Below are 22,118 nucleotides of genomic sequence, written 5' to 3'. Positions count from 1 at the left end.
CGGACGATGGTTCGGGGTGGTGACGCGCGCCGGCGGGCCGGTCCTGCTCGGGCCACTACCGGACGATGGTTCGGGGCGGATTCGGGCGTTCGGGGCGGGAGATTCTCGCCCCGAGTGGCGAAATGCGCCCCAAACCGGAGAGCCTGCGCCGGCCGGGCGCGAGCCCTGCGCCGGCCGGGCCCGAGACGCCCTGCGCCGGCCGGGCGCGAGCCCTGAGCGGGCCGGGCCCGAGACGCCCTGCGCCGGCCGGGCCCGAGACGCTCTGCGCCGGCCGGGCCCAGGGCACCACACGCGGGCCACGCCCAGGACGACACGCGCCAGCGAAGCCCGATGCGCCAACCGGAGGGGCGGGGACCTGGTGCGCGTCTGGCCGACGCCGGAGGCCACTCGCCAGGGCAACGGAAACGCCGCGAGCCGCCCACCCGGCATCCGGGGAGCGGCTCGCGAAGCGTGCGGGGGGTTACTGGCCCGAGTACGTCTCGACCTTGACGATCTCGACCGAGATCTGCTTTCCGTTCGGCGCGGTGTACGAGCCCTTGTCGCCCTCCTTGAGGCCGAGGATGGCGGCGCCGAGCGGCGACGCCTCGCTGTACACGTCGAGCTCGGAGTCTGCGGCGATCTCGCGATTGCCGAGCAGGAACTTCTCTTCGCCACCGGCGATCACCGCGGTCACGACGGTGCCCGATTCGACGACGCCGTGGCTCTCGGGCGCCTCGCCCACCTTGGCATCCTTCAGCAGCTGCTGGAGCGTGCGGATACGCGCCTCCTGCTTGCCCTGCTCGTCTTTCGCGGCGTGGTAGCCGCCGTTCTCTTTGAGGTCGCCCTCTTCGCGCGCGGCCTCGATGCGCTTCGCGATCTCTTCGCGACCCGTGGTCGAAAGGTGCTCCAGCTCGTTGTGGAGGCGGTCGTAGGCGTCTTGCGTGAGGAACGTCACCTGAGCGTCGTTGGACACGGTTACTCCTTCGTCGAGGCGCAGACGGCGGTCGATGCGAGCCGTCGGCGGGGGATATGTCGAACGCCCCGGCATCGAGCCGGGGCGCGTCGTGATTCGGCGAGTTTACGGCACCCAGCAGGCGTTGACAAAACCCGTCGTCGCCAGCGACAAGGTGGGAATGGTCTCGGTGAAGGCACGTGAATGCTCGTCGGATGCCGGGTACTCCACGACCCGCCAGCCCACGGTGCCGTGCTCCTCGTCGCGGGCTTCGAGGGCGCAGGCGACCGGCCGGCCCACGGGTGCGGTGATCTGGAACGTCGCAGACACGGAGCGGTCGTCGTTCACGGTGAACCCGGTGTCGGTCGCGGTCACCGACGCCGCGCTGCCGGCGACGGTCGTCCACCCGAGGTACCCGATCGCGCCGAGCGCGAGCACGGCCACGATCGTCCACCCCAGCAGTCGCCGCCGCGGCGAGCGCGTGCGCCCATAGCGATCGTCGAGCTGGGCCTGCGTCGTCATGGTCTCTCCGGGCTTTAGGCTGGAGTTCCAGGCTACGCGCTTCCGCCCGGACCGAAGGACTCCATGTTTCCCGTGATCGTCGCTCTCGCGACCACGCCCTCCCCGGCCACCACTCCCGACGAGTCCATCGTCACGCCCGGTCCGCTCGGCTTCGCCGCCATCGCGTTCATCGGGGTCGCCGTGTTCCTGCTGGTGTGGGACATGCTGCGCCGCATCCGTCGCGCGCGCTATCGCGAAGAGGTGAACGCCGAGCTGGATGCCGAGGAGCAGGCGCGCGCAGCCGCCGCGGGTGGCGAGACCGACGACGACATCGACCCGACCACGCGCCGCAACTGACGTCGCCGCGACGGGCCGGCCTCTCGCGCGTCGGACACCGGCGCGCCGCAGCTGACGTCGCCGCGGCGGGCCGGCCTCTCCCGCGTTCCGCCGGGTGCCGGCGCGGGTGCGGCGATGGTGGCGAGGTAGGCCCGTCGTCAGCCGCCGTGATACGCCGGCCGCAGGGCGATCAGCAGGCACGCCGTCCAGTGGCAGAGGAACGCCAGCACGGTGCACACGTGGAAGATCTCGTGGAAGCCGAAGTGCCCCGGCCACGGATTGGGCTTCTTCAGGGCGTAGATGATGGCCCCGGCCGTGTAGAGCAGGCCGCCGACGACCACGAGCACCATCATCGCGACGTTCGCGGCGAGCAGGTCGCCGAGGTACATCACCGCGGCCCAACCGAGGGCGAGGTACAGCGCGACGTAGAGCCAGCGGGGGGCGTTGATCCAGAACACCCGGAACAAGATGCCGAGCACCGCGCCGCCCCAGACGATCGACAGCAGCAGCACGGTCTGGGGCGTGGGCAACGCGAGCACCGCTATCGGCGTGTACGTGCCCGCGATGAGCAGCAGGATGTTCGCGTGGTCGATCCGCTTCAACACCGCGCGTGTCGTCGGCTTCCAGTGGAACCGGTGGTACAGCGCGGAGTTGCCGAACAACAGCATGGACGTCGCCATGAACACCGCCGACGCCCATCTGGCCGGACCGCCCTGCGCGAGCGCGATGAGGACGATCCCCGCGGCGATCGCCACCGGGAACGTGCCCGCGTGGATCCACCCGCGCCAGGTCGGCTTGAGCTCGACCGCCGCGCCCGCCGCTCCCGCTTCGAGCAGGGGCAGCTGAGGCATCTCGGGGCCGTCGGCAGGGGTCGGACGTGTCACCCTTCGACACTACGTCCGCTCCCATGCTCGCGGGGGAACATGGCGGTCGCGCTTTCCCTCCGCTCAGCGAACGGCACCCGAACCCGCGGCGTCGTCCCGGGTGCGACGCGGTAGCGTAGGCGGGTGGCGCGCGTGTGGAAGAACGAGGGGCGGGGTCCCCTGTACCGTCTCTACATCTCGCGCCTGCGTCGGCGCATGCCGGCGACCGTTCCGCACCACGTCGCGATGATGATCGACGGCAACCGGCGGTGGGCGCGTCAACTCGGCTACGACAGTGCCGCCCACGGCCACCGCGCGGGCGCCGCCAAGATGCACGAGTTCCTGCGGTGGTGCGACGACCTCGGCATCGAGGTCGTGTCGCTCTACCTGCTCTCGAACGACAACCTCGTCAAGCGCGACAGCAAGGAGCTGCAGGACCTGCTCGAGATCATCGCCGAGCTCGCCCGCGAGCTCTCGCACGAGCCCGACTGGCGGGTCAAGCACGTGGGTCGGTCGCACGATCTGCCGCCGGCGCTGACGGAGGTGCTCGACGAGGTCACCGAGCGCACCCGCGGTCACAAGGGCCTCCACGTGAACCTGGCGGTCGGGTACGGGGGTCGCAGCGAGATCGTGGATGCCGTGCGCTCCATCATCGCCAAGCACGACGAGTCGGGCGGCTCGCTCGAAGAACTCGCCGCCAGCCTCACTCCGGAGCAGATCGGCGAACACCTCTACACGGGCGGCCAGGCTGACCCCGACCTCGTCATCCGGACGTCGGGCGAGCAGCGCCTCAGCGACTTCCTGCTCTGGCAGTCGGCGCATTCCGAGTTCTATTTCGTCGAGGCTCTCGGTCCCGATCTGCGCGAGGTCGATTTCCTGCGCGCCATCCGTGACTTCGCCGCACGCGACCGGCGGTTCGGCCAGTAGATCGGTCGGCGCTCGCGGCGGCGGTGGCGTCGAGGTGCTCCGTCCCACGGGCCCGCGAACGGGGGAGGGGCGGTCGCAGGGCACGCTCGATGCGCCGCGGGCAGACAGGTTCAGACGTCCGTGTCGCGGTCGGCGGCGCGGCGGGGGCCGTGAGTGTGTCGGTGGGGCCGAGTCGCGGAGCGCGGCATCCGAACTATCCGGTGACCCCCCGACCGCGTGAACGCGCTGTTCACGAACTCGTCATATTCGCGGCGTGTTAACGACCCTCGGGGTCGTCGCGGCGTCGTACGGTGATGACATCGGACACGGAGTCCGATCGAGTCGGCCTTCGGATTGCGACTCGTGACCCACAGGTCGACTCGTGACAACCGGGTGCTGCACCCGGGTCGGGAGTGGGTTGTGACTGCACGAGCACCGTACGACCAGCGTCACGTCGTCGAGAGCGCCGAGTCCGAAGCGAGCACCGATGCGGCGCTTCGCACATACGTCCTGGACACCTCTGTCCTCCTGAGCGACCCCCGAGCGTTCTTCCGCTTCGCGGAGAATTCGGTGGTGATCCCCGTCGTGGTGATCATGGAGCTCGAGGGCAAGCGTCACGACCCCGAGATCGGGTATTTTGCTCGACAGGCCCTGCGCCACCTCGACGAGCTCCGTATCGAGCACGGCCGTCTCGACTTCCCGGTCCCCGTCGGCAACGACGGCACCCTCCGTGTCGAACTCAACAACACCGACCCGGGGGTCCTGCCGTCGGGCATGCGCACGGGAGGCAACGACAGTCGCATCCTCGCTGTCGCGATGAACATCGCCACGGACGGCGCCGAGGTCACCGTGGTCTCGAAGGACCTTCCGATGCGCGTGAAAGCGGCATCCCTGGGTCTGAACACCGAGGAGTACCTCGCCGAGCAGGCGATGGACTCGGGGTGGACAGGGATCGCCACGATCGACGTCTCGGGCGACGACCTCGCCGACCTCTACGAGACCGAGGTCGCGGTGAGCGAGGCGGTGGCGGGGATGCCGGTCAACACGGGCCTCGTCATCCACTCGGAGCGCGGATCGGCTCTCGGCCGGGTGACCGGCAAGGGGCAGTTCCGGCTCGTCCGCGGAGACCGGGAGGCCTTCGGTCTGCACGGACGCTCCGCGGAGCAGCGCATCGCCCTCGATCTGCTGCTCGACCCCGAGGTCGGCATCGTCTCGCTCGGCGGGCGGGCCGGCACCGGCAAATCGGCGCTCGCACTGTGCGCCGCGCTCGAGGCGGTGCTGGAGCGCCAGCAGCAGAAGAAGATCATCGTGTTCCGGCCGTTGTTCGCCGTCGGCGGGCAGGAGCTGGGCTATCTCCCCGGCGATCAGGCCGAAAAGATGGGGCCCTGGGGTCAGGCGGTCTTCGACACCCTCGGATCGGTCGTCTCGGGCAACGTGCTCGAGGAGGTCCTGGCCCGCGGGATGCTCGAGGTGCTGCCGCTGACGCACATCCGCGGTCGCTCGCTGCACGACGCGTTCGTCATCGTCGACGAGGCCCAGTCGCTGGAGCGGAACGTGCTGCTGACGGTGCTCAGCCGTATCGGGCAGAACTCCCGCGTCGTGCTGACCCACGACGTCGGACAGCGCGACAACCTGCGCGTCGGTCGTCACGACGGGGTCGCGTCGGTCATCGAGACGCTGAAGGGGCACGGGCTGTTCGGGCACGTCACCTTGACCCGCTCCGAGCGCTCCGCCATCGCCGCGCTCGTCACCGACCTCCTGGAGGCCGGCGAGCTGTCATAGCGCCGAGGTGGGGGAAGGGCCGGGATGTGGCATCCCGGCCCTTCCTCTTGCTGCGGATGCGGGCTCGGGCGCACGGCTCCGTCGCCGTCGTAGACGGGATCGGAGCGGCGGGCGCGAGTGGCGGGAGGTGTCCGTCGAAGGCCGTCTGCCGACGTCGCTCGCGCGCGTTCCGCCTACATGAGAGGTTTCTCATGTTCGGCTCCCCGGCTTCTCACAAACGACCGCCATTGTTGATTCTGTCGGCGAGGGAAACCTCGTCACCGCCTCGGCGGTTCCCCCATGGAAACAAGAGAACACGTCACGCGCAGGTCACCGCTCTTCGGGTGAGCCGGAAGACCACCGGACGCGTCTCCCTGAAAACCCCCGGTTCCCCCCGCCGGGGGTTTTTCGGGTCTTCGAGGTCGTCGTCACTCCCAGCGGTAGCCGGCGCCGCGAACGGTGACGATATGGCCGGGCCCCACCTTCGCGCGCAGGTACCGCACGTACACGTCGACGACGTTCGATGACGGGTCGAAGTCCATTCCCCAGACGCGGCTGAGCAGCTGCTCGCGGCTGAGCACTTGACCGGCGTGGCGCAGGAACTCCTCGGCCAGCGCGAACTCGCGGGCACTCAGGTCGATCTCCCGCGAGCCGACCGTGGCGCGCCTCGCCAGTACATCGAGCGTGACGTCGCCGTGGCCGATGGTCATCGTGCCGACGGTGACCGGTTCGCGCAGCCGCGAGCGCACGCGGGCGAGCAGCTCGTCGAATTTGAAGGGCTTCGCGACGTAGTCGTTCGCGCCGGCGTCGAGTCCGTCGACGGTGTCGCGCGTGCTCGTGCGGGCGGTCAACATGATGACCGGCAGCGACGAGCCCTGGCCCCGGAGACTGCGCAGCACTTCGAAGCCGTCGAGCGAGGGCAGCCCGACGTCGAGCAGCACCAGATCGACCTCGCCCGAGAGGGCGGTCTCGAGCGCGTCGGCGCCGTCGTCGACGATCAGCGTCTGATAGCCCGCGGATTCGAGTCCCTTCGCCACGAAGGAGGCGATGCGTTCCTCGTCTTCGGCGATGAGGATGCGGGTCATCCGGTGGCCTCTCTCTGCATGACGACGTCGCCGGCGCGCACGGGCGTCGGCAGGCGGGCGGGGGACTGGGACCCGGTGAGGGGGATGTGCAGCGTCAGCGTGGCTCCACCGCCGGGGGTGTCGGAGATCGAGCAATGTCCGTCGTGCGCCTTGGCGATGGCATCCACGATCGACAGACCCAGACCCGAGCCCTCCACCCCGCGCCGCGTGGACAGGCGGTCGAAGCGGCGGAAGACCCGATGACGGGCCGCCGGCGGGATGCCCGGACCGTGATCGCGCACCCACAGCTGCGCGGTGCCGGCGTCTGCGGTGCTTCCGATCTCGATGGGGCTGCCGTCGGGGGTGTACTTCGCCGCGTTGTCGGCGAGCTGCACCCATGCCTGCACCAGACGGTCGGCGTCGCCGCGGATGCGTACGCGCGCGCGCTGCTCGACGCTCCACGTGTGACCCGCGATGGCTCCCGCGAGTTCGGCGACCCGGTCGGTGAGCGCTCCGACGTCGATGACGGCGGCTGACAACGCCCCGGTCTCGATGTCGGCGAGGGCGTCGATGTCGGCGACGAGACGCGACAGGCGGTCGAGCTCGGCGATACCGAGGTCGCGCGTCTCGACGACGTCGTGCGGGTCGGCGGGGTCCATCATCTCGAGGTGCCCCCGGACGATCGTGATGGGCGTCTTCAGTTCGTGCCGGACGTCGTCGAGCAACTGCCGCTGTGCCTCGACCGACATCGCGAGACGATCGAGCATGGAGTTGACCGAGGTCGTGAGGTCGGAGATCTCATCGTTGCCGTGGGCGCGCAGGCGCGTGCCGAGGTCGTCGATGGTGATCGCGTCGGCCGTGGCCCGCAGACGGCGAAGCGGCGAGAACAGGCGGCCCGTGACGAAATAGCCCGCGACCCCGATCAGCACGAGCACGGCCAGCGCCGTGATGCCGTAGGTGACGCTGGAGAGCGCGACCAGCTCCATGCGCTGGTCGACGGAGATGACCTGCACGATCGCGCCACCGCGCCCCTCGACCGCGGCGTACAGCACCGGTCCCTGGTCGCTGTCGAGCCGCCCGCGCAGGCGTCCGTCGGCGACCGCCTGAGCGAGGGATGCCACCAGCTCGGCGTCGTCGGCCAGTCGAAGGCCGGGAGGCGACGGCGTGCCGGCGAGGACCTGCGTGCCGGCGAGGGCGAGGGTGCCGTCGGTGCGACCCGGGATCACGGCTGCGGCGAGGTCGGCGGCATCCTGACTGCTCGTCGACGCCGTCGTCACGAAGCCGTCGAGCTGGCGCTCGGCGTTGGCGATCACACGGTCGCTCTGCACGAGGAACGTCACACCGCCGGCGAGGATCATGCCGAGCAGCACGACGCCGAGGATCGCGCCGAGAAGTCGCACGCGCGTCGAGACGGGTCTCGTCGTGCGGCTCATCCTCCGATTATGGCGCGCCTCGGCGTCGTGAACGGTCGTCGTGGTGCTCAGCCCGGGTGGGTCATCGACAGCAGGTCGAGCTTGGCGTCGAGCACCTCTTCGGTGATCTCGCCGCGCTCGACGTAACCGAGGTCGATGACGGCCTCGCGGACGGTGATGCCCTTGGCGACCGAGTGCTTGGCGATCTTCGCCGCGGCCTCGTAGCCGATGACCTTGTTCAGCGGGGTCACGATCGAGGGCGACATGCCCGCGAACGCTTCGGCGCGCGAGACGTTGGCCTCGAGCCCGTCGATGGTCTTGTCGGCGAGCACCCGCATGGCGTTCGACAGCAGGCGGATCGACTCCAGCAGCGCCGTACCCATGACGGGGATCGCGACGTTCAACTCGAACGAGCCGGAGGCGCCGGCCCAGGCCACGGTGGCGTCGTTGCCGATCACACGCGCGCACACCATGAGGGTCGCCTCGGGGACGACGGGGTTGACCTTGCCGGGCATGATCGAGGAGCCGGGCTGCAGATCGGGGATGTGCAGCTCGCCCAGACCCGTGTTGGGGCCCGAACCCATCCAGCGGATGTCGTTGTTGATCTTGGTCAGCGAGACCGCGATGGTGCGGAGGGCGCCGGATGCCTCGACGAGACCGTCGCGGTTGGCCTGCGCCTCGAAGTGGTCCTTCGCCTCGGTGATGGGCAGCTCGGTCTCTGCCGCGAGCAGCTCGATGACCTTCTGCGGGAAGCCGAGCGGGGTGTTGATGCCGGTGCCGACCGCGGTGCCGCCGAGGGGCACCTCGCCGACGCGGGGCAGGACGGCCTCGACGCGCTCGATACCGAGACGCATCTGGCGGGCGTAGCCGCCGAACTCCTGGCCGAGGGTGACCGGCGTGGCATCCATGAGGTGGGTGCGGCCCGACTTCACGATGCCCTTCCACGCCTCGGCCTTGGCCTCGAGGGCGGCGGCGAGGTGATCGAGCGCCGGGACGAGGTCGGTGATGAGGGCCTGCGTCACGGCGATGTGCACCGAGGTGGGGAAGACGTCGTTCGACGACTGCGAGGCGTTGACGTGGTCGTTCGGGTGAACGGGCGTACCGAGGATGCCGGTCGCGAGCGTCGCGAGCACCTCGTTCATGTTCATGTTCGACGAGGTGCCGCTGCCGGTCTGGTACGTGTCGACGGGGAAGTGCGCGTCGTGGCGCCCGGTGACGACCTCGTCGGCGGCCTGGGCGATGGCATCCGCGATCTGGGCGTCGAGGGTGCCGAGCTCCTTGTTGGCGAGGGCGGCGGCCTTCTTGATGCGTGCGAGGGCGGCGATCTGCGTCGACTCGAGTCCGGACCCGGAGATGGGGAAGTTCTCGACCGCGCGCTGTGTCTGCGCGGCGTAGAGGGCGTCCTTGGGCACCCGCACCTCACCCATGGTGTCGTGTTCGATGCGGTACTCGATGTCGGTCACGTCGTCGTTCCTCCAGGTCTGTCGTTCGGTGGTTCTCAGCTGTGGACGGCTTCGACGCGCGCGTCGTCGACGTCGCCCACGATGACGACGGGGAAGGCTTCTCCCTCGTCGAGGCGGTAGTTGGCGCCCACGACGGCGGTGCGACCGTCGGCGACGGCCTCGCTGATGAGCTCCGAGGCGCGCAGCAGCTCGCCCACGGTGTGGCGCAGGTGCTCGCGGCCGACCTGTTCGGGGTCGACCCGCTCGGGCAGGTGGCCGTCGACGGCGCTCGCGCGCTGCACGCGGCGCACGGCGGGCACGATCGGGGCGATCTGGCGCCAGATGTAGGCCGGCAGGGTGGGGGCGTCGAGACCGGTGCTGTCGATGGCGGCGCCGACGGCTCCGCACGCGTCGTGCGCGAGGACGACGATGAGCGGCACCTCGAGCACGCCCACGGCATACTCGAGGCTTCCGATCACCGAGTCGGAGATGACCTGGCCGGCGTTTCGCACGACGAACAGGTCGCCCAGGCCCTCGTCGAAGATGATCTCGGCGGCCAGCCGCGAGTCGGAGCATCCGAACAGCGCCGCGGTGGGGTGCTGCGAGCTGGCGAGCTCGGCGCGACGTTCCACGTCTTGACGGGGATGGGCGGGCTGACCGGCGACGAAACGCTGGTTTCCTTCCACCATCTGCTGCCACACCTGACGCGGGGTCATGCGCTCGCTCACGGGACCTCTCTCAACTGCTCGACCTGAGTGGTGACGGACGCGGCCGCGAGGGCCGCCGTTTCGGGTGCCGCGTCGCCGTAGACGAGGACGTAGTCGGGGCCGGCCTCGGTGGCCAGCGCGTAATCGATGTTGCCCGTGCCCGAAGGGTTCGACGGACGGTAGACGTTCCAGGTGATGCCGTCGATCTCGTTCGTCTCGCTGCTGCGGGTGCCGTCGAGCACCTGCCCCACCCACGCTTCATCTGCATCGAACCCCTGCGCGACGCGGAGGAAGCCGGATTCGCCCGAACGGACGTAGACCATCGTCCACGCCTCGGTGCCGCCGACGCCCTCGGTGGTCGCCAGGTTGACGCGCCACCCCTCGCCGAGCGACGGCGTGAGCACGGGGCGCCCGCGCTCGGCCTGCAGATCGGCGGCCAGCGCGGTGACGTCGGGTTCGGGCCGCGGAGCCGGCTCGCCGCGCGGGACGGCGGCGACGACGACGAACACGACCGCGATGGTGACGAGCATCGCCGCCATGAGGTTGCGGAAGGTCTTGCTCGACCGGTACCGCCGAGAGGACTCCGCCTTGCGGTCGGCCGTCTCTTGCGGGGTCTCGGGACGACCGAGGTGGGCGACGACGCGGGCCATCAGGAGTCTCCCTCGCCGCGTGCGGCATCGAGGCGACGTTTGGCGCCGAGCAGCCACTCCTCGCAGCGGGCGTAGAGCTTCTCGCCGCGCTCCCACAGGGCCAGCGACTCTTCGAGCGTCGGTGCGCCCTGCTCGAGCTCGGCGACGACGCGGACGAGTTCGTCGCGGGCCTGCTCGAACGAGAGGGACGCGACGTCGGCGGAGGGGCCGGGTGTCGTCGCGGTCATGGCATCCATTCTAGGCGCGGCCCTCCGACACTCGGTCGCCGGGTGCTTCGTCGTCGAGCGGTCGATCTACGGATGCCGCGGAGTCGGAGCGGTCCGCCGGAACGCGGCCGGCCGTGGCCTTCCCGTGCGGAACCGCGTCGGGGACACCGCCCTCCGACCGTGCGGCCACCGTTCCCTCTTCGACGGTGAGTCGGAGCGCGGTGCCGGCCGGGGCCTGCGCCGCGTCGCGCAGCACGGTGCCGTCGGGCAGCTGGGCGATCGCGTACCCGCGGGCGAGTGTGGCCAGAGGCGAGAGCGCGCGAAGCCCCGCGCCGAGCTCGCTCGCGCGGCGCCGCTCGCCCTCGATACGGCGGTCGACGATGTCACGGCCGCGGTTCGACAGCATCCACAGCTCCTGAGCCCGGGAGGTGAGCATCGCGTGCGGGGTGCGCAGCGCCGGACGGGAGCGCACCTGCTCGAGCTGGGCGATGTCGTGCAGCACTCGTTGCGTGAGACGCCCGGTCAGGCGCGCCCGCAGCTGTGCGACCAGCGCCCGCTGCTCGCTCACGTCGGGCACCACACGCTTGGCCGCATCGGTGGGGGTGGAGGCGCGCACGTCGGCGACCTCGTCGAGGAGGGGTCGGTCGTTCTCGTGGCCGATCGCGCTGACGATCGGGGTGGATGCCGCCGCGACGGCCCGCAGCAGCCGCTCGTCGCTGAAGCCGAGCAGCGTCTGCGGATCCCCGCCGCCGCGCGCGATGACGATCACGTCGACCTCGGGGTCGGCATCCAGGATCTTCAGCGCCGCGAGAGTCTCGGGAACGCACCGGTCGCCCTGCACGGCGGCGTGCTGGGTGCGGAAGCGCACGCGGGGCCAGCGCAGCTCGGCGTTGCGATGCACGTCTTTCTCGGCGTCGGAGTTCTCGCCCGTGATGAGCCCGATGCAGTGGGGGAGGAAGGGCGGCTTCTTCTTGCGGACCGGGTCGAACAGGCCCTCTGCGCGCAGCTGCACGCGCAGGCGCTCGAGACGCTCGAGCTGTTCTCCGAGCCCCACGTGGCGCATCGCCGAGATCGAGAACGAGAAGTCGCCCGTGCGCGGGAAGTAGTCGGCCTTGACGCACGCGACGACGTGGTCGCCGACCTTGAGGTCTTTCGGCAGGCGGTTCAGCGTGCTCGACCAGATGCGGAACGCCACCGTCGACTCGGTGCCGAGGTCTTTCAGACGCCCGAAGACGTTGCCGCCGCGGCGGTTGAACGAGGTGATCTCGCCCTCGACCCACACCGACCCCCAGCGCTCGATGAACCCGCGGATGGTGTCGTTCAGGCGGGAGACCGAGGTCGGCGCGTCCGTGCGCGAGTCGCGGGGGTGGACGCTGTCGGCGGGCGGAGCCTGACCCGCGATCGTCTCGGGCTGGAACGAGGTCATGGTCTCCGAAGGGTCGAGGTGCGCGGTTCGGCCGGCGTCCAGGGGCACCCCGGTAGAATCGAGGGGTGAGCTCACCTGCCGTCCACCTGCCCGTTCCCCGTATCCCGGGTCGACGCGGGCGGCTCCAGGATATCCCCGTCCAGGGTCACAAGAAGGTGCTGTTGGCCGCTCCCCGCGGCTACTGCGCCGGTGTCGACCGCGCCGTCATCGCCGTCGAGAAGGCGCTCGAGCGCTACGGCGCGCCGGTGTACGTGCGCAAGCAGATCGTGCACAACATCCACGTCGTGACCGAGCTCGAGAAGAAGGGCGCGATCTTCGTCGAGGAGGTCGACGAAGTCCCCGCCGGAGCGCACGTCGTCTTCAGCGCGCACGGGGTCTCGCCCGCCGTCGTGTCCGCGGCATCCGATCGCGGACTCCAGGCGATCGATGCGACCTGTCCGCTCGTGACCAAGGTGCACCGCGAGGCGGTGCGCTTCGCCCGCGACGACTTCGAGATCCTGCTGATCGGCCACGAGGGTCACGAGGAGGTCGAGGGCACCGCCGGCGAGGCGCCCGAGCACGTGACCGTCGTCAACTCGCCCGACCACGCCGACACCATCGAGGTGCGCGACCCGTCGAAGGTCGTGTGGCTCTCGCAGACCACGCTCTCGGTCGACGAGACCATGGAGACGGTGCGGCGTCTGCGCGAGCGCTTCCCGCAGCTGCAGGACCCGCCCTCCGACGACATCTGCTACGCCACGCAGAACCGCCAGGTCGCCATCAAGAAGGTCGCTGTCGGCGCCGACCTCGTGATCGTCGTGGGCTCGGCGAACTCCTCCAACAGCGTGCGGCTCGTCGAGGTCGCCCTCGAACACGGCGCCAAGGCCGCGTACCGCGTCGACTACGTCGACGAGGTCAAGCAGGAGTGGCTCGAAGGCGTCGAGACCGTCGGGGTGACCAGCGGCGCCTCGGTTCCCGAGGTGCTCGTCACCGAGGTGCTCGAAGAACTCGCCGGAGCGGGCTACCGCGACGTCGAAGAGGTGCGTACGGCTGAAGAGGACCTCATCTTCTCGCTCCCCAAGGAGTTGCGTCAGGATGCCAGCGGCAAGCGCGACAGCCGCGCGCTCGGCGGGCGGGGTCGGGCGTGAGCGAGGCAACGACCGGCAACGGCGAGGCTCGTCCGCGCCCGCAGTACGGCGAGTACGCCACCCCCGAGGAGCAGCGTGCGCGCATCCAGCGGCCCGAGGTGACCGAGGCGCTCGACGCCGGCGTCGCGCCGCAGCCCGAACAGCCGGCGCCCGCCCCGGTCGACGGCGCTCGCCCGGGAGCGCTGCGCGGACCCCTTTGGGACCGCATCATCACGGGCGGCCTGCTCGCGTACGGGCTCGTGTCGACGGTGTCGACCATCGGGCAGCTTCTCGACTTCCCCCGCTACGCGGAGTCCGCCGCGAACGTGCTGGGCGTCGACGCCGCCTACACCAACCTGCAGAGCGGATACGTCTGGGGCGCGGCTGCCGCCCTCGTCTACGGCATCGGGTGGCTGCTGACCGCCGTGCTCACCTGGCGACGCCTGAAACGCGGCAAGGTCGCCTTCTGGATCCCGATCGCCGGCTTCGTCGCGACCGCCCTCATCGCCGGTGTCTGCGTGACCCTGGCCCTGGCGGGCGACCAGCAGTTCATGACCGCGATCATCGGCAGCGTTCCGAACTGAACCGGGCGGGCCGGCATCCCGTGTTCTCCTGAGACGGTTCTCGAACACGCGGAGGGGGCATGGTGCGCGACGAGCAGACGCAGCTGACGGCGCTGTACGACGCGCACGCCGTGCCCGTGTGGCGTTACGTCGTCAGTCTGACCGGGGATCACGCCGGCGCCGACGACGTGGTGCAGGAGACGCTACTTCGTGCGTGGCGTACTCCGCGCGTCATGAACGACGATCCCTCGTCGCTGCGTTCATGGATGTACACCGTCGCGCGCAACATCGTCATCGACGAGGCGCGCAGCGCTCGCCGCCGCCACGAGCTCCCCGTCGACGAAGTGCCCGACCGGGTGCGCGACGACGATACGGATGCCATGTTCGACGCGCTGCTGGTCGAGGAGGCGCTGGCGACCCTTACCCCCGACCACCGTGCCGTCATCGTCAGCGCCTACTACGGCGGGCGCAGTGTGGCGCAGGCGGCCGAAGAACTCGGCATCCCCGCCGGAACCGTCAAGTCGCGCCTGCACTACGCCGTGCGCGCGCTCCGACTCGCCCTGCAGGAGAGGGGGGTGACCCGATGAACACCGACCACGAACGTCTTTCGACCTCGGACGGCGCCTACGTCCTCGGGGCGCTCGGTCCGGCCGACCGGGCGGAGTTCGAAGCGCACCTCGCCGTCTGCGCCGAGTGCCGCGCGGCCGTCGCCGAGTTGGCGCCGACCCCGGGGCTGCTGTCGCGCCTGTCGGCGGACCGCGCGCGAGCGCTGGGTGCCGAGACCCGCCCGGTCGCCCTGCCCACCCCTGACCCCGCCCTTCGCGAACGAGTGGTGCGGACCGCGCGTCGCCGGCGCGCTCGCCGCGTCACGGCGTGGACCCTTGCGGCATCCATCGCCCTCGTCGCGATCGCCGTGCCGAGCGTCATCGCCATCGGGGGCGCGACGACGTCGACGGGGTCGGTCTACGCCCTCGACGACGTGGGCGGTGCGCCGTTGGAAGCGTCGGTCAAGCTCACCTCGGTGCCGTGGGGAACCCGCATCGACCTCGTGTGTCAGTACACCGGACAGGTGCTCGACGCCCCGCCCGGCGGCTGGCCGTACGCTCTGGCGATCACCGACGACGCGGGTTCGACGAGCGTGCTGTCCACATGGCGAGCGGGGCCGGGATCGACGACCGAGCTGAGCGCCGGCACCGACCTGGCCGCCGCGGACATCGACGCGGTCGAGATCCGCACGCTCGACGGCGATCGCGTGGTGATGCGGCGCGCGTTCGACTCGCCGTAGGGCGGGCTCCCACGCCGCGGGAACCGGGAGAGGGTCCGCCAGGGCGGTTCCCTCCGTGGGCGCCGGTCGCCGTGCCGGGGATGCGCGGGTGGTCGGGGATGCGCGTGAGCACGCTCTAGCATCGTCGCATGCCTCATCTCGTCGCCGTCTGCGCCGTTCACACCCTGCATCCGGATGCCGGATCGGTCGGCGTGACCGCCATCGACAAACGCCCGCTCGCGGGTGCTGTCCGCGTCGGCAAACTGGGCGTGCGAGCTGACGTGCAGGCGAGTCGCAAGCATCACGGCGGTCCGGACAAGGCGGTCTACGCCTACGCCCACGAGGACGCCGCATTCTGGGAGGGCGAGCTCGGCCGCGAGCTGCCCGCGGGGTGGTTCGGTGAGAACCTGCGCGTCGAGGGCCTCGACGTCAACGGCGCGCGCATCGGCGAGGTGTGGCGCATCGGCGACACCGTCGAGGTCGAGGTGACGATGCCCCGCACTCCGTGTGCGACATTCGCGCGCTGGGTGGGTGGTGCCGCGGGCCGGGGCTGGGTGAAGCGCTTCTCCGACGAGGGGCGCCTCGGTGCGTACCTGAGCGTCCGACGTGCCGGCGAGGTGCGGGCGGGGGATGCCATCGAGGTCGTGTCGTCGCCGGAGGGCGCGCAGACGGTGTTGGAGATGTACCGCAGCTGACGGTCGGGGTGTCGCGCGGCTGCCGGGGCGTGCGCAACGGCGGATGTCACAGGCGACACGCCGTTGCCAGGGCCCGGCGTGCGGCATGTCGGACACGGGCCCCGCGGATGGGCTCGGGCCGGGAGTGTGCGTGGGCGCGTGGACGTGGCATCCGGAAACGACGAACGCCCCGGCCGAGGGCCGGGGCGTTCGTGGGGGAGCGGGTGATCAGCTCTTCGACTGGCCGTAGGAGCCGAGCTGCTTCGTGGCCTCGACCACGCGCACGGCCATCGCCGACTCGGCGACCTTGCCCCAGGCGCGGGGGTCGTACTGCTTCTTGTTGCCGACCTCGCCGTCGAGCTTGAGCACACCCTCGTAGTTCGAGAACATGTAGCCCGCGATCGAGCGCGTGAAGGCGTACTGGGTGTCGGTGTCGATGTTCATCTTGACGACGCCGTTCGCGACGGCGAGGGCGATCTCGTCGTCGGTCGAGCCGCTGCCGCCGTGGAAGACGAGGTCGAGGGGCTTCGGGCCGGTGCCGAACTTCGCGGCGATGCCCTCCTGGATCTCGCCGAGCAGCTCGGGGCGCAGCTTGACGCCACCGGGCTTGTACACGCCGTGCACGTTGCCGAAGGTGAGGGCCGAGATGTAGCGGCCGTTCTCGCCGAGGCCGAGGCGCTCGACGGCTTTGGTGACGTCGGCGACGGTCGTGTACAGGGCGTCGTTCGAGCCCTCGTGCTGCACGCCGTCTTCTTCGCCGCCGACCACGCCGACCTCGATCTCGAGGATGGCGTTGATGTTCTTCATGCGGGGGAGAAGTTCGGCCGCGATGTCGATGTTCTCGTCGAGGGGAACGGCCGATCCGTCCCACATGTGCGACTGGAAGATGGGGTTGCGCCCCGCCTTGACCTCTTCTTCGGAGGCCTCGAGCAGGGGCAGGACGAAGCCGGGGAGGGCGTCCTTGGGGCAGTGGTCGGTGTGGAGGGCGACCGTGATGGGGTAGTTCTTGGCCACCTCGGTGACGTACTTCGCGAAGGCGAGGGCGCCGGTGGCGCGGGCCTTCACGGTGTGGCCGGCGAAGTAGTCTGCGCCGCCGGTGGTGACCTGGAGGATGCCGTCGGAGCCGGCTTCGGTCAGGCCCTGGAGCACCGAGTTGATGGTCTGCGAGCTCGAGACGTTGATCGCGGGGTACGCGAAGCTGCCGGCCTTGGCGCGGTCGAGCATGTCGGCGTACTGCTCAGGAGTGGCGACGGGCATGGAGGTGCTCCTTGGTGTTGTCGGGACAACGTCAGCCTAGCGAAGGCGTCGGATCGTGACGGTGCGCGCGCGACAGGAACGGCCCACTTCTGCCGATCTGTTAAAAACCGCGATTCCTTCGCCCCACGGCGGGGCAAAAGAAGCGATTGTCGCCGCGTCCCTGGCTACAGTGGCCCCATGGTGAGCCTGACTGCCGACATGAGCCCTCTGCACCCCGACCGCAACCTGGCGCTGGAGTTGGTGAGGGCGACGGAGGCGGCATCCATTCGCGCCGTCCCCTTCATCGGACGAGGCGACAAGGAGGCGGCGGATGGCGCCGCTGTCGACGCGATGCGTGCCTTCTTCAGCACGGTCAACTTCGACGGGACGATCGTCATCGGCGAGGGCGAGAAGGACAACGCCCCCATGCTGTACAACGGCGAGCGTGTCGGCAACGGACGCGGACCGCAGTGCGACGTGGCCGTCGACCCCATCGACGGCACGTCGCTGACCGCCGCCGGACGTCAGAATGCGCTGTCGGTGATCGCCGTCTCCGACCAGGGGTCGATGCTCGACGCGTCGAGCGTGTTCTACATGGACAAGCTGGTCACGGGTCCCGCCGGTGTCGGCGTCGTCGACATCCGCCTTCCGATCGGGGAGAACATCCGCCTGCTGGCCAAAGCGCTGGGCAAGCCCGTCGACGAGATCGTCGTCTCGGTGCTGAACCGGCCCCGCCACGAGCAGCTCATCGCCGACATTCGCGAGGCCGGTGCCGGTACCCGCCTGATGAGCGACGGCGACGTCGCCGGCGGCATCAACGCGGCTCGCCACAACGCGCGCACCGACATGTGCGTCGGTATCGGCGGGAGCCCCGAGGGGATCGTCACCGCCTGCGCGATCAAGGCGCTCGGCGGGCACATCCAGGGAGTGCTGGTGCCGCGCACCGACGACGAGAAGCAGAAGGGCCGCGACGCCGGTCTTCAGGTCGACGGTGAGGTCTACGAGGCCGACGGGCTGGTGAAGGGCAAGAACACGATCTTCGTCGCCACGGGCGTCACCGACGGCCAGCTCGTGCAGGGAGTCCGCCGCGAGGGCGACTTCCTCTACACCGAGAGCGTCGTGCTGCGCGGGGCATCGGGCACGCTGCGCCGCATCTCGTCGGAGCACCTGACCTCGAAGTGGCTGTGAGACCTGGCCGGTAGGCGGCGCGCGGCGTCGGCCGCGATCTGGGCATCGATCGACGGGAGTTCGCCGACACGTCGGTTGCCGGCTGCAACCGTCTCGTCGGCGGGGTGCCTGTCGGCGGGGTGCCGTCTCGGTGTGAAATGGCCCGGCAGGCGGGTGGCGCGGGTTGTCGGCGTCGGAGGAGGCTGCGGGCGGGTGCGTCGGGTGACACGGGGCCCGCGCTGCCGGAAACGTGGGCGGGTGCTGCAGCACGTGCAGATACAGCCGGGCGTGTCGTGACGCAAGCGTGACCGGTCGCGGAACGGGACTCTGGCAGAATCGTTCTCGGTGTCAACGGTGACGCTGTGTGCTTCCGAGACCCGAAGGGGGATCGTCCGTGACTACAGCTCCGACGAACCAGACCGCACCTCAGACAGGTGCTCAGGCGGTCATCGCCAGCGCCGTCGACCCGGCCCGCCGACCTGATGTTCTGCTGCGCGTTCGTCGCGCGGAGGGCCACGAGGTCAGCGCATGGTGGATGGTAGGCGCCTTCGTCGGCGTCTCCGCCGCCGTCGTCAGCCTGTTGAGCTGGGTGCCCGGCGGCGCCTGACCCGGCCGTTCGACGCGTCGTCGTCGCGACGTGTCCTTTCGGGTTCTGTGTGCCGTAACGGCGGTGTGCCGTGTCGCTTCGGCGGCGGTTCGTCTCATCGCTGTAGCGGCGGTGGGACGTATCGCGGCGGCGGTATGTCCTGTCCCGGTAGCGGCCGTGGAACTCGTCGCTTCGGCGGCGGCGGTATGCCGTGTCGCTTCGGCGGCGCTGAGACGTGTCGCTCAGGGAGCGGCGGCGTGACGAGCCGAGGGGCTGATCGGCCGTTCACTCCTCGTCGGAACGCCCTTCCTCCACCCATCCGGCGCGCTCGCGCACCCCGCCCAGGTCTGCGACGGCATGGGAGACCGGCATCCCCTCGTTCGGCGTTCTGAGCCCCGTCGGCGGTTCCACCGAGCCGAGCTCGAGCATCTCGGGAGCCGTCCACCGACGCGGCATGGCATCGAGCGGGGCGGGAGCCGCCACCGCGTCGAGCTTCGTCTCATCGATCCCGGGGAACTTGCGTGCCGTGACGAGGACGCGTGTCTCGAGCGATCCGGCGAACTTGTTGTAGCTGTCGACGGTTCTCTCGATCGCCCGGCGAAGGTCGCCCGCATGGCCGGCGAGCACACCGACGCGCTCGTAAAGCTCGGTGCCGAGGGCGAAGAGGGTGCGTGCCTCGTCGGAGACGTCTTGCTGGGTCCACGTGAAGGCGACGGTCTTCAGCACGGCCCACAGATTGACGGGTGAGGCGAGTGCCACGCGCCGCGTGAAGGCGTAGTCGAGGAGCGTCGGGTCTTCGTCGAGTGCGGACGCCAGCAGGGACTCGCTCGGCAGAAAGCAGACGACGAACTCCGGGCTCGTCGTCAGGCCCGCCCAGTAAGCCTTCTTCGCGAGCGCGTCGACGTGGGCACGGACGGCGCGCGCGTGCTTCGTCAGCAGCGCTGCGCGCCGCGACCCCTCGTCGCCGGTGGCGGTGACCGGGATGGCGCTGGCCTGCAGGTACGCGTCGAGGGGGACCTTGGCATCCACGGCGAGCGACTTGCCGCCGGGGAGGCGCACCACCATGTCGGGGCGGCCCGCGCCGGCATCGCTCGAGATCGCCGTCTGCAGGTCGAAGTCGACGTAGCGGGTGAGGCCGGCCGCCTCGACGACGCGTCGCAGCTGCGTCTCTCCCCAGACGCCGCGCGTGGCCCCCGAGCGCATGGCCGATGCCAGGGATTCGGTCGTGGCGCGGAGGGCCTCGTCGGCCTCGCGCGACTGCCGTAGCTGCTCGCTCAGCGCCGAGTATTGTTCGACGCGATCGCGCTCGAGACCGTCGACCTTGCGCTGCATCGCGTCGAGCGTCTCGCGGACGGGGTCGAGCGCGCGCAGCACCGTCTGATCGCGGCGTTCTCGTTCTTCACGCGCGGCCTGATCGGCCCGCGACTGACCAGCCAGCTCGCGATAGAGCGCGACCTGGTGGTCGAGCTGGGCCTCGACGCCGGCGCGCGCCGTCTCGGCCGCGGCGGCGCGGGACGCGAGCGTCTGCTGCTCGACCGCGGCGCGCACGGTGGCCCGCGACGACCCGACGAACCAGCCGACGGCGACCCCGACGGCGAGGGCGACGATCACGAGGAGGAGGGCGATGGCATCCATGGCCCCAGCATGTATCAGACCTCCGACATCGGCGTGATGACGCCGCCGAACGGCTCAGGCGACGGCGCGCTCCACCGGCTCCGACGCGATCTGCGACACCCGCACGCCGAGGTGCGCGGCGAGGTCGTGCACGTCGTCGACGCCCGCGCGCCGGGCGCAGTCGATGGTGATCTCGGCGCAGGCCACGGCGTCTGCGAGCGCGTCGTGGTGCGCGAAGGGGGAGCATCCGGCCTCGGCGGCGACCAGCGGCAGGCGATAAGAGGCCAGCGCGTAGGTCTTGCGCGACATCTGCACGCTGCACAGGTAGCGGTAGGGCGGGCAGTCGTCGCCGGTGGCGGCGCACGCGCGACGCAGCACCGACATGTCGAAGCCGGCGTTGTGGGCGACCAGCACATCGGCGCCGGCAAATGCGGTCAGGCGTGCGAGCTGCTCGCTCCACGACGGGGCGGTCGCGACGTGAGACGGTTCGATGCCGTGGATTCCGACGTTGATCGGCGCGAAGTGGTCGTGTCCGGCCGGCGGCTTGATCAGCCAGGCTGCGGTAGACACGACGCGGCCGTTGCGCACCCGGGCGAGGCCGACGGCGCACGCGGAGGCGCCGCTGGAGTTCGCCGTCTCGAAGTCGATCGCGGTGAAGTCCAGTGCCACGCCTCCACCCTCACCCGCCAAGGCGGGGAGACGGTGAGGCGCGCCGGTGTCGGCGGCATCCGGAGCGGGGCGGCCCGACGCAGCATCACGCGGGCGATCGACACGAGGCAGGAGGCGACCGGCCTCGTCGTGGATCGAGCACCGGGTCGACGCCGGGTAGCGAGCAGGCTTCCCGCGTCGTGTCCGCCGAGGACGTCGCGGCGCGATCGGGACCGGCGCGAGACGGCGATGTCGGAGGTGCGGCGTAGGGTCGGCGCATGACCGATCGCGAGAAGTCGACCTCGTTCGGGCAGGCGGCCTCCGCCTATGAGTCCGGGCGTCCGGGGTATCCCGCCGAGGCGGTGGCGTGGCTGCTCGAGCCGGTGCGCGAGCCGGGTCGGTCGGTGCGCGTCGCCGACGTCGGTGCGGGCACCGGCAAGCTCACCCGCGCCATCGTCGAGCTCGGCGCCGACGTGGTGGCCATCGATCCGGATGCCGACATGCTCGCGGCCCTGCGCGAGAACGTGCGCGGCGTGCCGACGTTCGCGGGAACGGCCGAGCGGCTACCCCTGCCCGACGCGGGGCTCGACGCCGTCGTCACGGGACAGGCATGGCACTGGGTCGATGTCGAGCCGGGTTCGCGCGAGATCGCGCGCGTGCTGCGCAGCGGCGGTGCGCTCGGGCTGATCTGGAACATCCGCGACGACGGCGTCGAGTGGGTGCGGCGTCTCACCGCGGCGATGGGCGGCTCGAACGCCGAGGTTCTGCTCGCGACGACGGGGCCGCGTGTCGCCGAGCCGTTCGCCGAGCTGGAGCACCGCGAGTGGCGATGGGAGCGGAGCATCACCCTGCCCCAGCTGCGCGACCTCGTCGTCTCGCGCAGCGACATCATCACGGCGAGCCCCGAGAAGCGCGCCGGCATCGATGCCGCGGTCGACGGGGTGCTGGCATCCCTCCCCGAGCTCGCCGATGGGGGCACCGTCGCCCTTCCCTACGTGACCCACACGTTCCGCGCGCGGCGGCCCTGACGCGATGGCGGCGCGTCGAGCCGGGTA

Annotated in this window: 24 protein-coding genes; 11 read left to right on the top strand and 13 right to left on the bottom strand. The window is 70.5% G+C overall.

Features of this window, described 5'->3' with window-relative positions; all coding sequences use genetic code 11:
- Positions 1 to 460: 460 nt before the first annotated feature.
- Positions 461 to 952, bottom strand: a complete 492-nt coding sequence (gene greA / locus QE410_RS09760; protein WP_307331115.1) for a transcription elongation factor GreA — start codon at positions 950 to 952, stop codon at positions 461 to 463.
- A gap of 105 nt (positions 953 to 1,057) precedes the next feature.
- Positions 1,058 to 1,453 (bottom strand): DUF4307 domain-containing protein, encoded by a 396-nt coding sequence (locus QE410_RS09755; protein ID WP_307331112.1) that lies wholly within the window; start codon positions 1,451 to 1,453, stop codon positions 1,058 to 1,060.
- 63 nt (positions 1,454 to 1,516) lie between these two features.
- Here QE410_RS09755 and QE410_RS09750 point away from each other — a divergent pair, with 63 nt between their 5' ends.
- Entirely contained in the window at positions 1,517 to 1,789 is a 273-nt protein-coding gene (locus QE410_RS09750) for a hypothetical protein (RefSeq protein WP_307331109.1), read from the top strand.
- Between the two features lie 137 nt (positions 1,790 to 1,926).
- On the opposite strand, the gene QE410_RS09745 is transcribed toward QE410_RS09750, so the two are convergent.
- Positions 1,927 to 2,619, bottom strand: coding sequence for a hemolysin III family protein (locus QE410_RS09745; protein WP_307334451.1), 693 nt, complete (start codon positions 2,617 to 2,619; stop codon positions 1,927 to 1,929).
- Between the two features lie 165 nt (positions 2,620 to 2,784).
- Here QE410_RS09745 and QE410_RS09740 point away from each other — a divergent pair, with 165 nt between their 5' ends.
- Positions 2,785 to 3,558, top strand: coding sequence for an isoprenyl transferase (locus QE410_RS09740; protein WP_373459370.1), 774 nt, complete (start codon positions 2,785 to 2,787; stop codon positions 3,556 to 3,558).
- Positions 3,559 to 3,957: 399 nt separating this feature from the next.
- A complete protein-coding gene (locus QE410_RS09735; protein WP_373459336.1) occupies positions 3,958 to 5,319 on the top strand; it encodes a PhoH family protein in 1,362 nt (453 codons plus the stop codon).
- Positions 5,320 to 5,726: 407 nt separating this feature from the next.
- Here QE410_RS09735 and QE410_RS09730 read toward each other — a convergent pair whose 3' ends face one another.
- Genes QE410_RS09730 through xseA form a run of 7 tightly spaced genes read right to left on the bottom strand, consistent with a single transcriptional unit; the run spans position 5,727 to position 12,205 of the window.
- Positions 5,727 to 6,383, bottom strand: a complete 657-nt coding sequence (locus QE410_RS09730) for a response regulator transcription factor (RefSeq protein WP_307331103.1) — start codon at positions 6,381 to 6,383, stop codon at positions 5,727 to 5,729.
- The gene (locus QE410_RS09725; protein WP_307331100.1) at positions 6,380 to 7,795 is read right to left on the bottom strand and encodes a cell wall metabolism sensor histidine kinase WalK; all 1,416 of its coding nucleotides are present in this window, start codon (positions 7,793 to 7,795) and stop codon (positions 6,380 to 6,382) included. Before QE410_RS09725 ends, QE410_RS09730 begins: the two co-directional genes overlap by 4 nt.
- 47 nt (positions 7,796 to 7,842) lie before the next feature.
- The gene (locus QE410_RS09720) at positions 7,843 to 9,237 is read right to left on the bottom strand and encodes a class II fumarate hydratase (protein WP_307331097.1); all 1,395 of its coding nucleotides are present in this window, start codon (positions 9,235 to 9,237) and stop codon (positions 7,843 to 7,845) included.
- Positions 9,238 to 9,272: 35 nt separating this feature from the next.
- Positions 9,273 to 9,944, bottom strand: coding sequence for a carbonic anhydrase (locus QE410_RS09715; RefSeq protein ID WP_082642140.1), 672 nt, complete (start codon positions 9,942 to 9,944; stop codon positions 9,273 to 9,275).
- Positions 9,941 to 10,573, bottom strand: coding sequence for a DUF4245 family protein (locus QE410_RS09710; RefSeq protein ID WP_307331094.1), 633 nt, complete (start codon positions 10,571 to 10,573; stop codon positions 9,941 to 9,943). Before QE410_RS09710 ends, QE410_RS09715 begins: the two co-directional genes overlap by 4 nt.
- A complete protein-coding gene (locus QE410_RS09705; protein WP_228375872.1) occupies positions 10,573 to 10,800 on the bottom strand; it encodes an exodeoxyribonuclease VII small subunit in 228 nt (75 codons plus the stop codon). The genes QE410_RS09710 and QE410_RS09705 overlap by 1 nt, the downstream gene beginning before the upstream one ends.
- A 10-nt stretch (positions 10,801 to 10,810) precedes the next feature.
- Entirely contained in the window at positions 10,811 to 12,205 is a 1,395-nt protein-coding gene (gene xseA / locus QE410_RS09700) for an exodeoxyribonuclease VII large subunit (protein WP_307331088.1), read from the bottom strand.
- Between the two features lie 65 nt (positions 12,206 to 12,270).
- Here xseA and QE410_RS09695 point away from each other — a divergent pair, with 65 nt between their 5' ends.
- The 5 genes from QE410_RS09695 (at position 12,271) to QE410_RS09675 (ending at position 15,833) form a co-directional block, all read left to right on the top strand.
- Positions 12,271 to 13,332, top strand: a complete 1,062-nt coding sequence (locus QE410_RS09695) for a 4-hydroxy-3-methylbut-2-enyl diphosphate reductase (RefSeq protein WP_307331085.1) — start codon at positions 12,271 to 12,273, stop codon at positions 13,330 to 13,332.
- Entirely contained in the window at positions 13,329 to 13,895 is a 567-nt protein-coding gene (locus QE410_RS09690; RefSeq protein WP_307331083.1) for a DUF6264 family protein, read from the top strand. The genes QE410_RS09695 and QE410_RS09690 overlap by 4 nt, the downstream gene beginning before the upstream one ends.
- Before the next feature lie 59 nt (positions 13,896 to 13,954).
- A complete protein-coding gene (locus QE410_RS09685; RefSeq protein ID WP_307331080.1) occupies positions 13,955 to 14,461 on the top strand; it encodes a sigma-70 family RNA polymerase sigma factor in 507 nt (168 codons plus the stop codon).
- Positions 14,458 to 15,159, top strand: coding sequence for a zf-HC2 domain-containing protein (locus QE410_RS09680; protein ID WP_307331078.1), 702 nt, complete (start codon positions 14,458 to 14,460; stop codon positions 15,157 to 15,159). The genes QE410_RS09685 and QE410_RS09680 overlap by 4 nt, the downstream gene beginning before the upstream one ends.
- A gap of 128 nt (positions 15,160 to 15,287) precedes the next feature.
- Entirely contained in the window at positions 15,288 to 15,833 is a 546-nt protein-coding gene (locus QE410_RS09675; protein ID WP_307331075.1) for an MOSC domain-containing protein, read from the top strand.
- 207 nt (positions 15,834 to 16,040) lie between these two features.
- On the opposite strand, the gene fbaA is transcribed toward QE410_RS09675, so the two are convergent.
- Positions 16,041 to 17,069: a class II fructose-bisphosphate aldolase gene (gene fbaA, locus QE410_RS09670; RefSeq protein WP_058231243.1), complete on the bottom strand. Its 1,029-nt coding sequence runs from the start codon at positions 17,067 to 17,069 to the stop codon at positions 16,041 to 16,043.
- A gap of 177 nt (positions 17,070 to 17,246) precedes the next feature.
- Between fbaA and glpX the strand changes: the two genes are divergently transcribed.
- Positions 17,247 to 18,236 carry a class II fructose-bisphosphatase gene (glpX, locus tag QE410_RS09665; protein ID WP_307331070.1) on the top strand — a complete coding sequence of 330 codons (990 nt, stop codon included), beginning with the start codon at positions 17,247 to 17,249 and terminating at the stop codon, positions 18,234 to 18,236.
- Positions 18,237 to 18,609: 373 nt separating this feature from the next.
- Positions 18,610 to 18,822, top strand: a complete 213-nt coding sequence (locus QE410_RS09660; RefSeq protein WP_307331068.1) for a UDP-N-acetylmuramyl pentapeptide phosphotransferase — start codon at positions 18,610 to 18,612, stop codon at positions 18,820 to 18,822.
- A gap of 264 nt (positions 18,823 to 19,086) precedes the next feature.
- On the opposite strand, the gene rmuC is transcribed toward QE410_RS09660, so the two are convergent.
- Together rmuC and QE410_RS09650 are read right to left on the bottom strand one after the other, a co-directional pair.
- The gene (gene rmuC / locus QE410_RS09655; RefSeq protein WP_307331065.1) at positions 19,087 to 20,436 is read right to left on the bottom strand and encodes a DNA recombination protein RmuC; all 1,350 of its coding nucleotides are present in this window, start codon (positions 20,434 to 20,436) and stop codon (positions 19,087 to 19,089) included.
- Positions 20,437 to 20,490: 54 nt separating this feature from the next.
- Entirely contained in the window at positions 20,491 to 21,084 is a 594-nt protein-coding gene (locus QE410_RS09650; RefSeq protein ID WP_307331062.1) for a 3'-5' exonuclease, read from the bottom strand.
- A 257-nt stretch (positions 21,085 to 21,341) separates the two neighbouring features.
- Here QE410_RS09650 and QE410_RS09645 point away from each other — a divergent pair, with 257 nt between their 5' ends.
- Entirely contained in the window at positions 21,342 to 22,091 is a 750-nt protein-coding gene (locus QE410_RS09645) for a class I SAM-dependent methyltransferase (RefSeq protein WP_307331059.1), read from the top strand.
- The last annotated feature ends 27 nt before the right edge of the window (positions 22,092 to 22,118 follow it).

The sequence above is a fragment of the Microbacterium sp. SORGH_AS_1204 genome (genome assembly GCF_030818935.1).
Lineage (GTDB): Bacteria > Actinomycetota > Actinomycetes > Actinomycetales > Microbacteriaceae > Microbacterium.
Note: the sequence above shows the minus strand (reverse complement) of the source record. Positions and strands in the feature narration are given on the sequence as shown.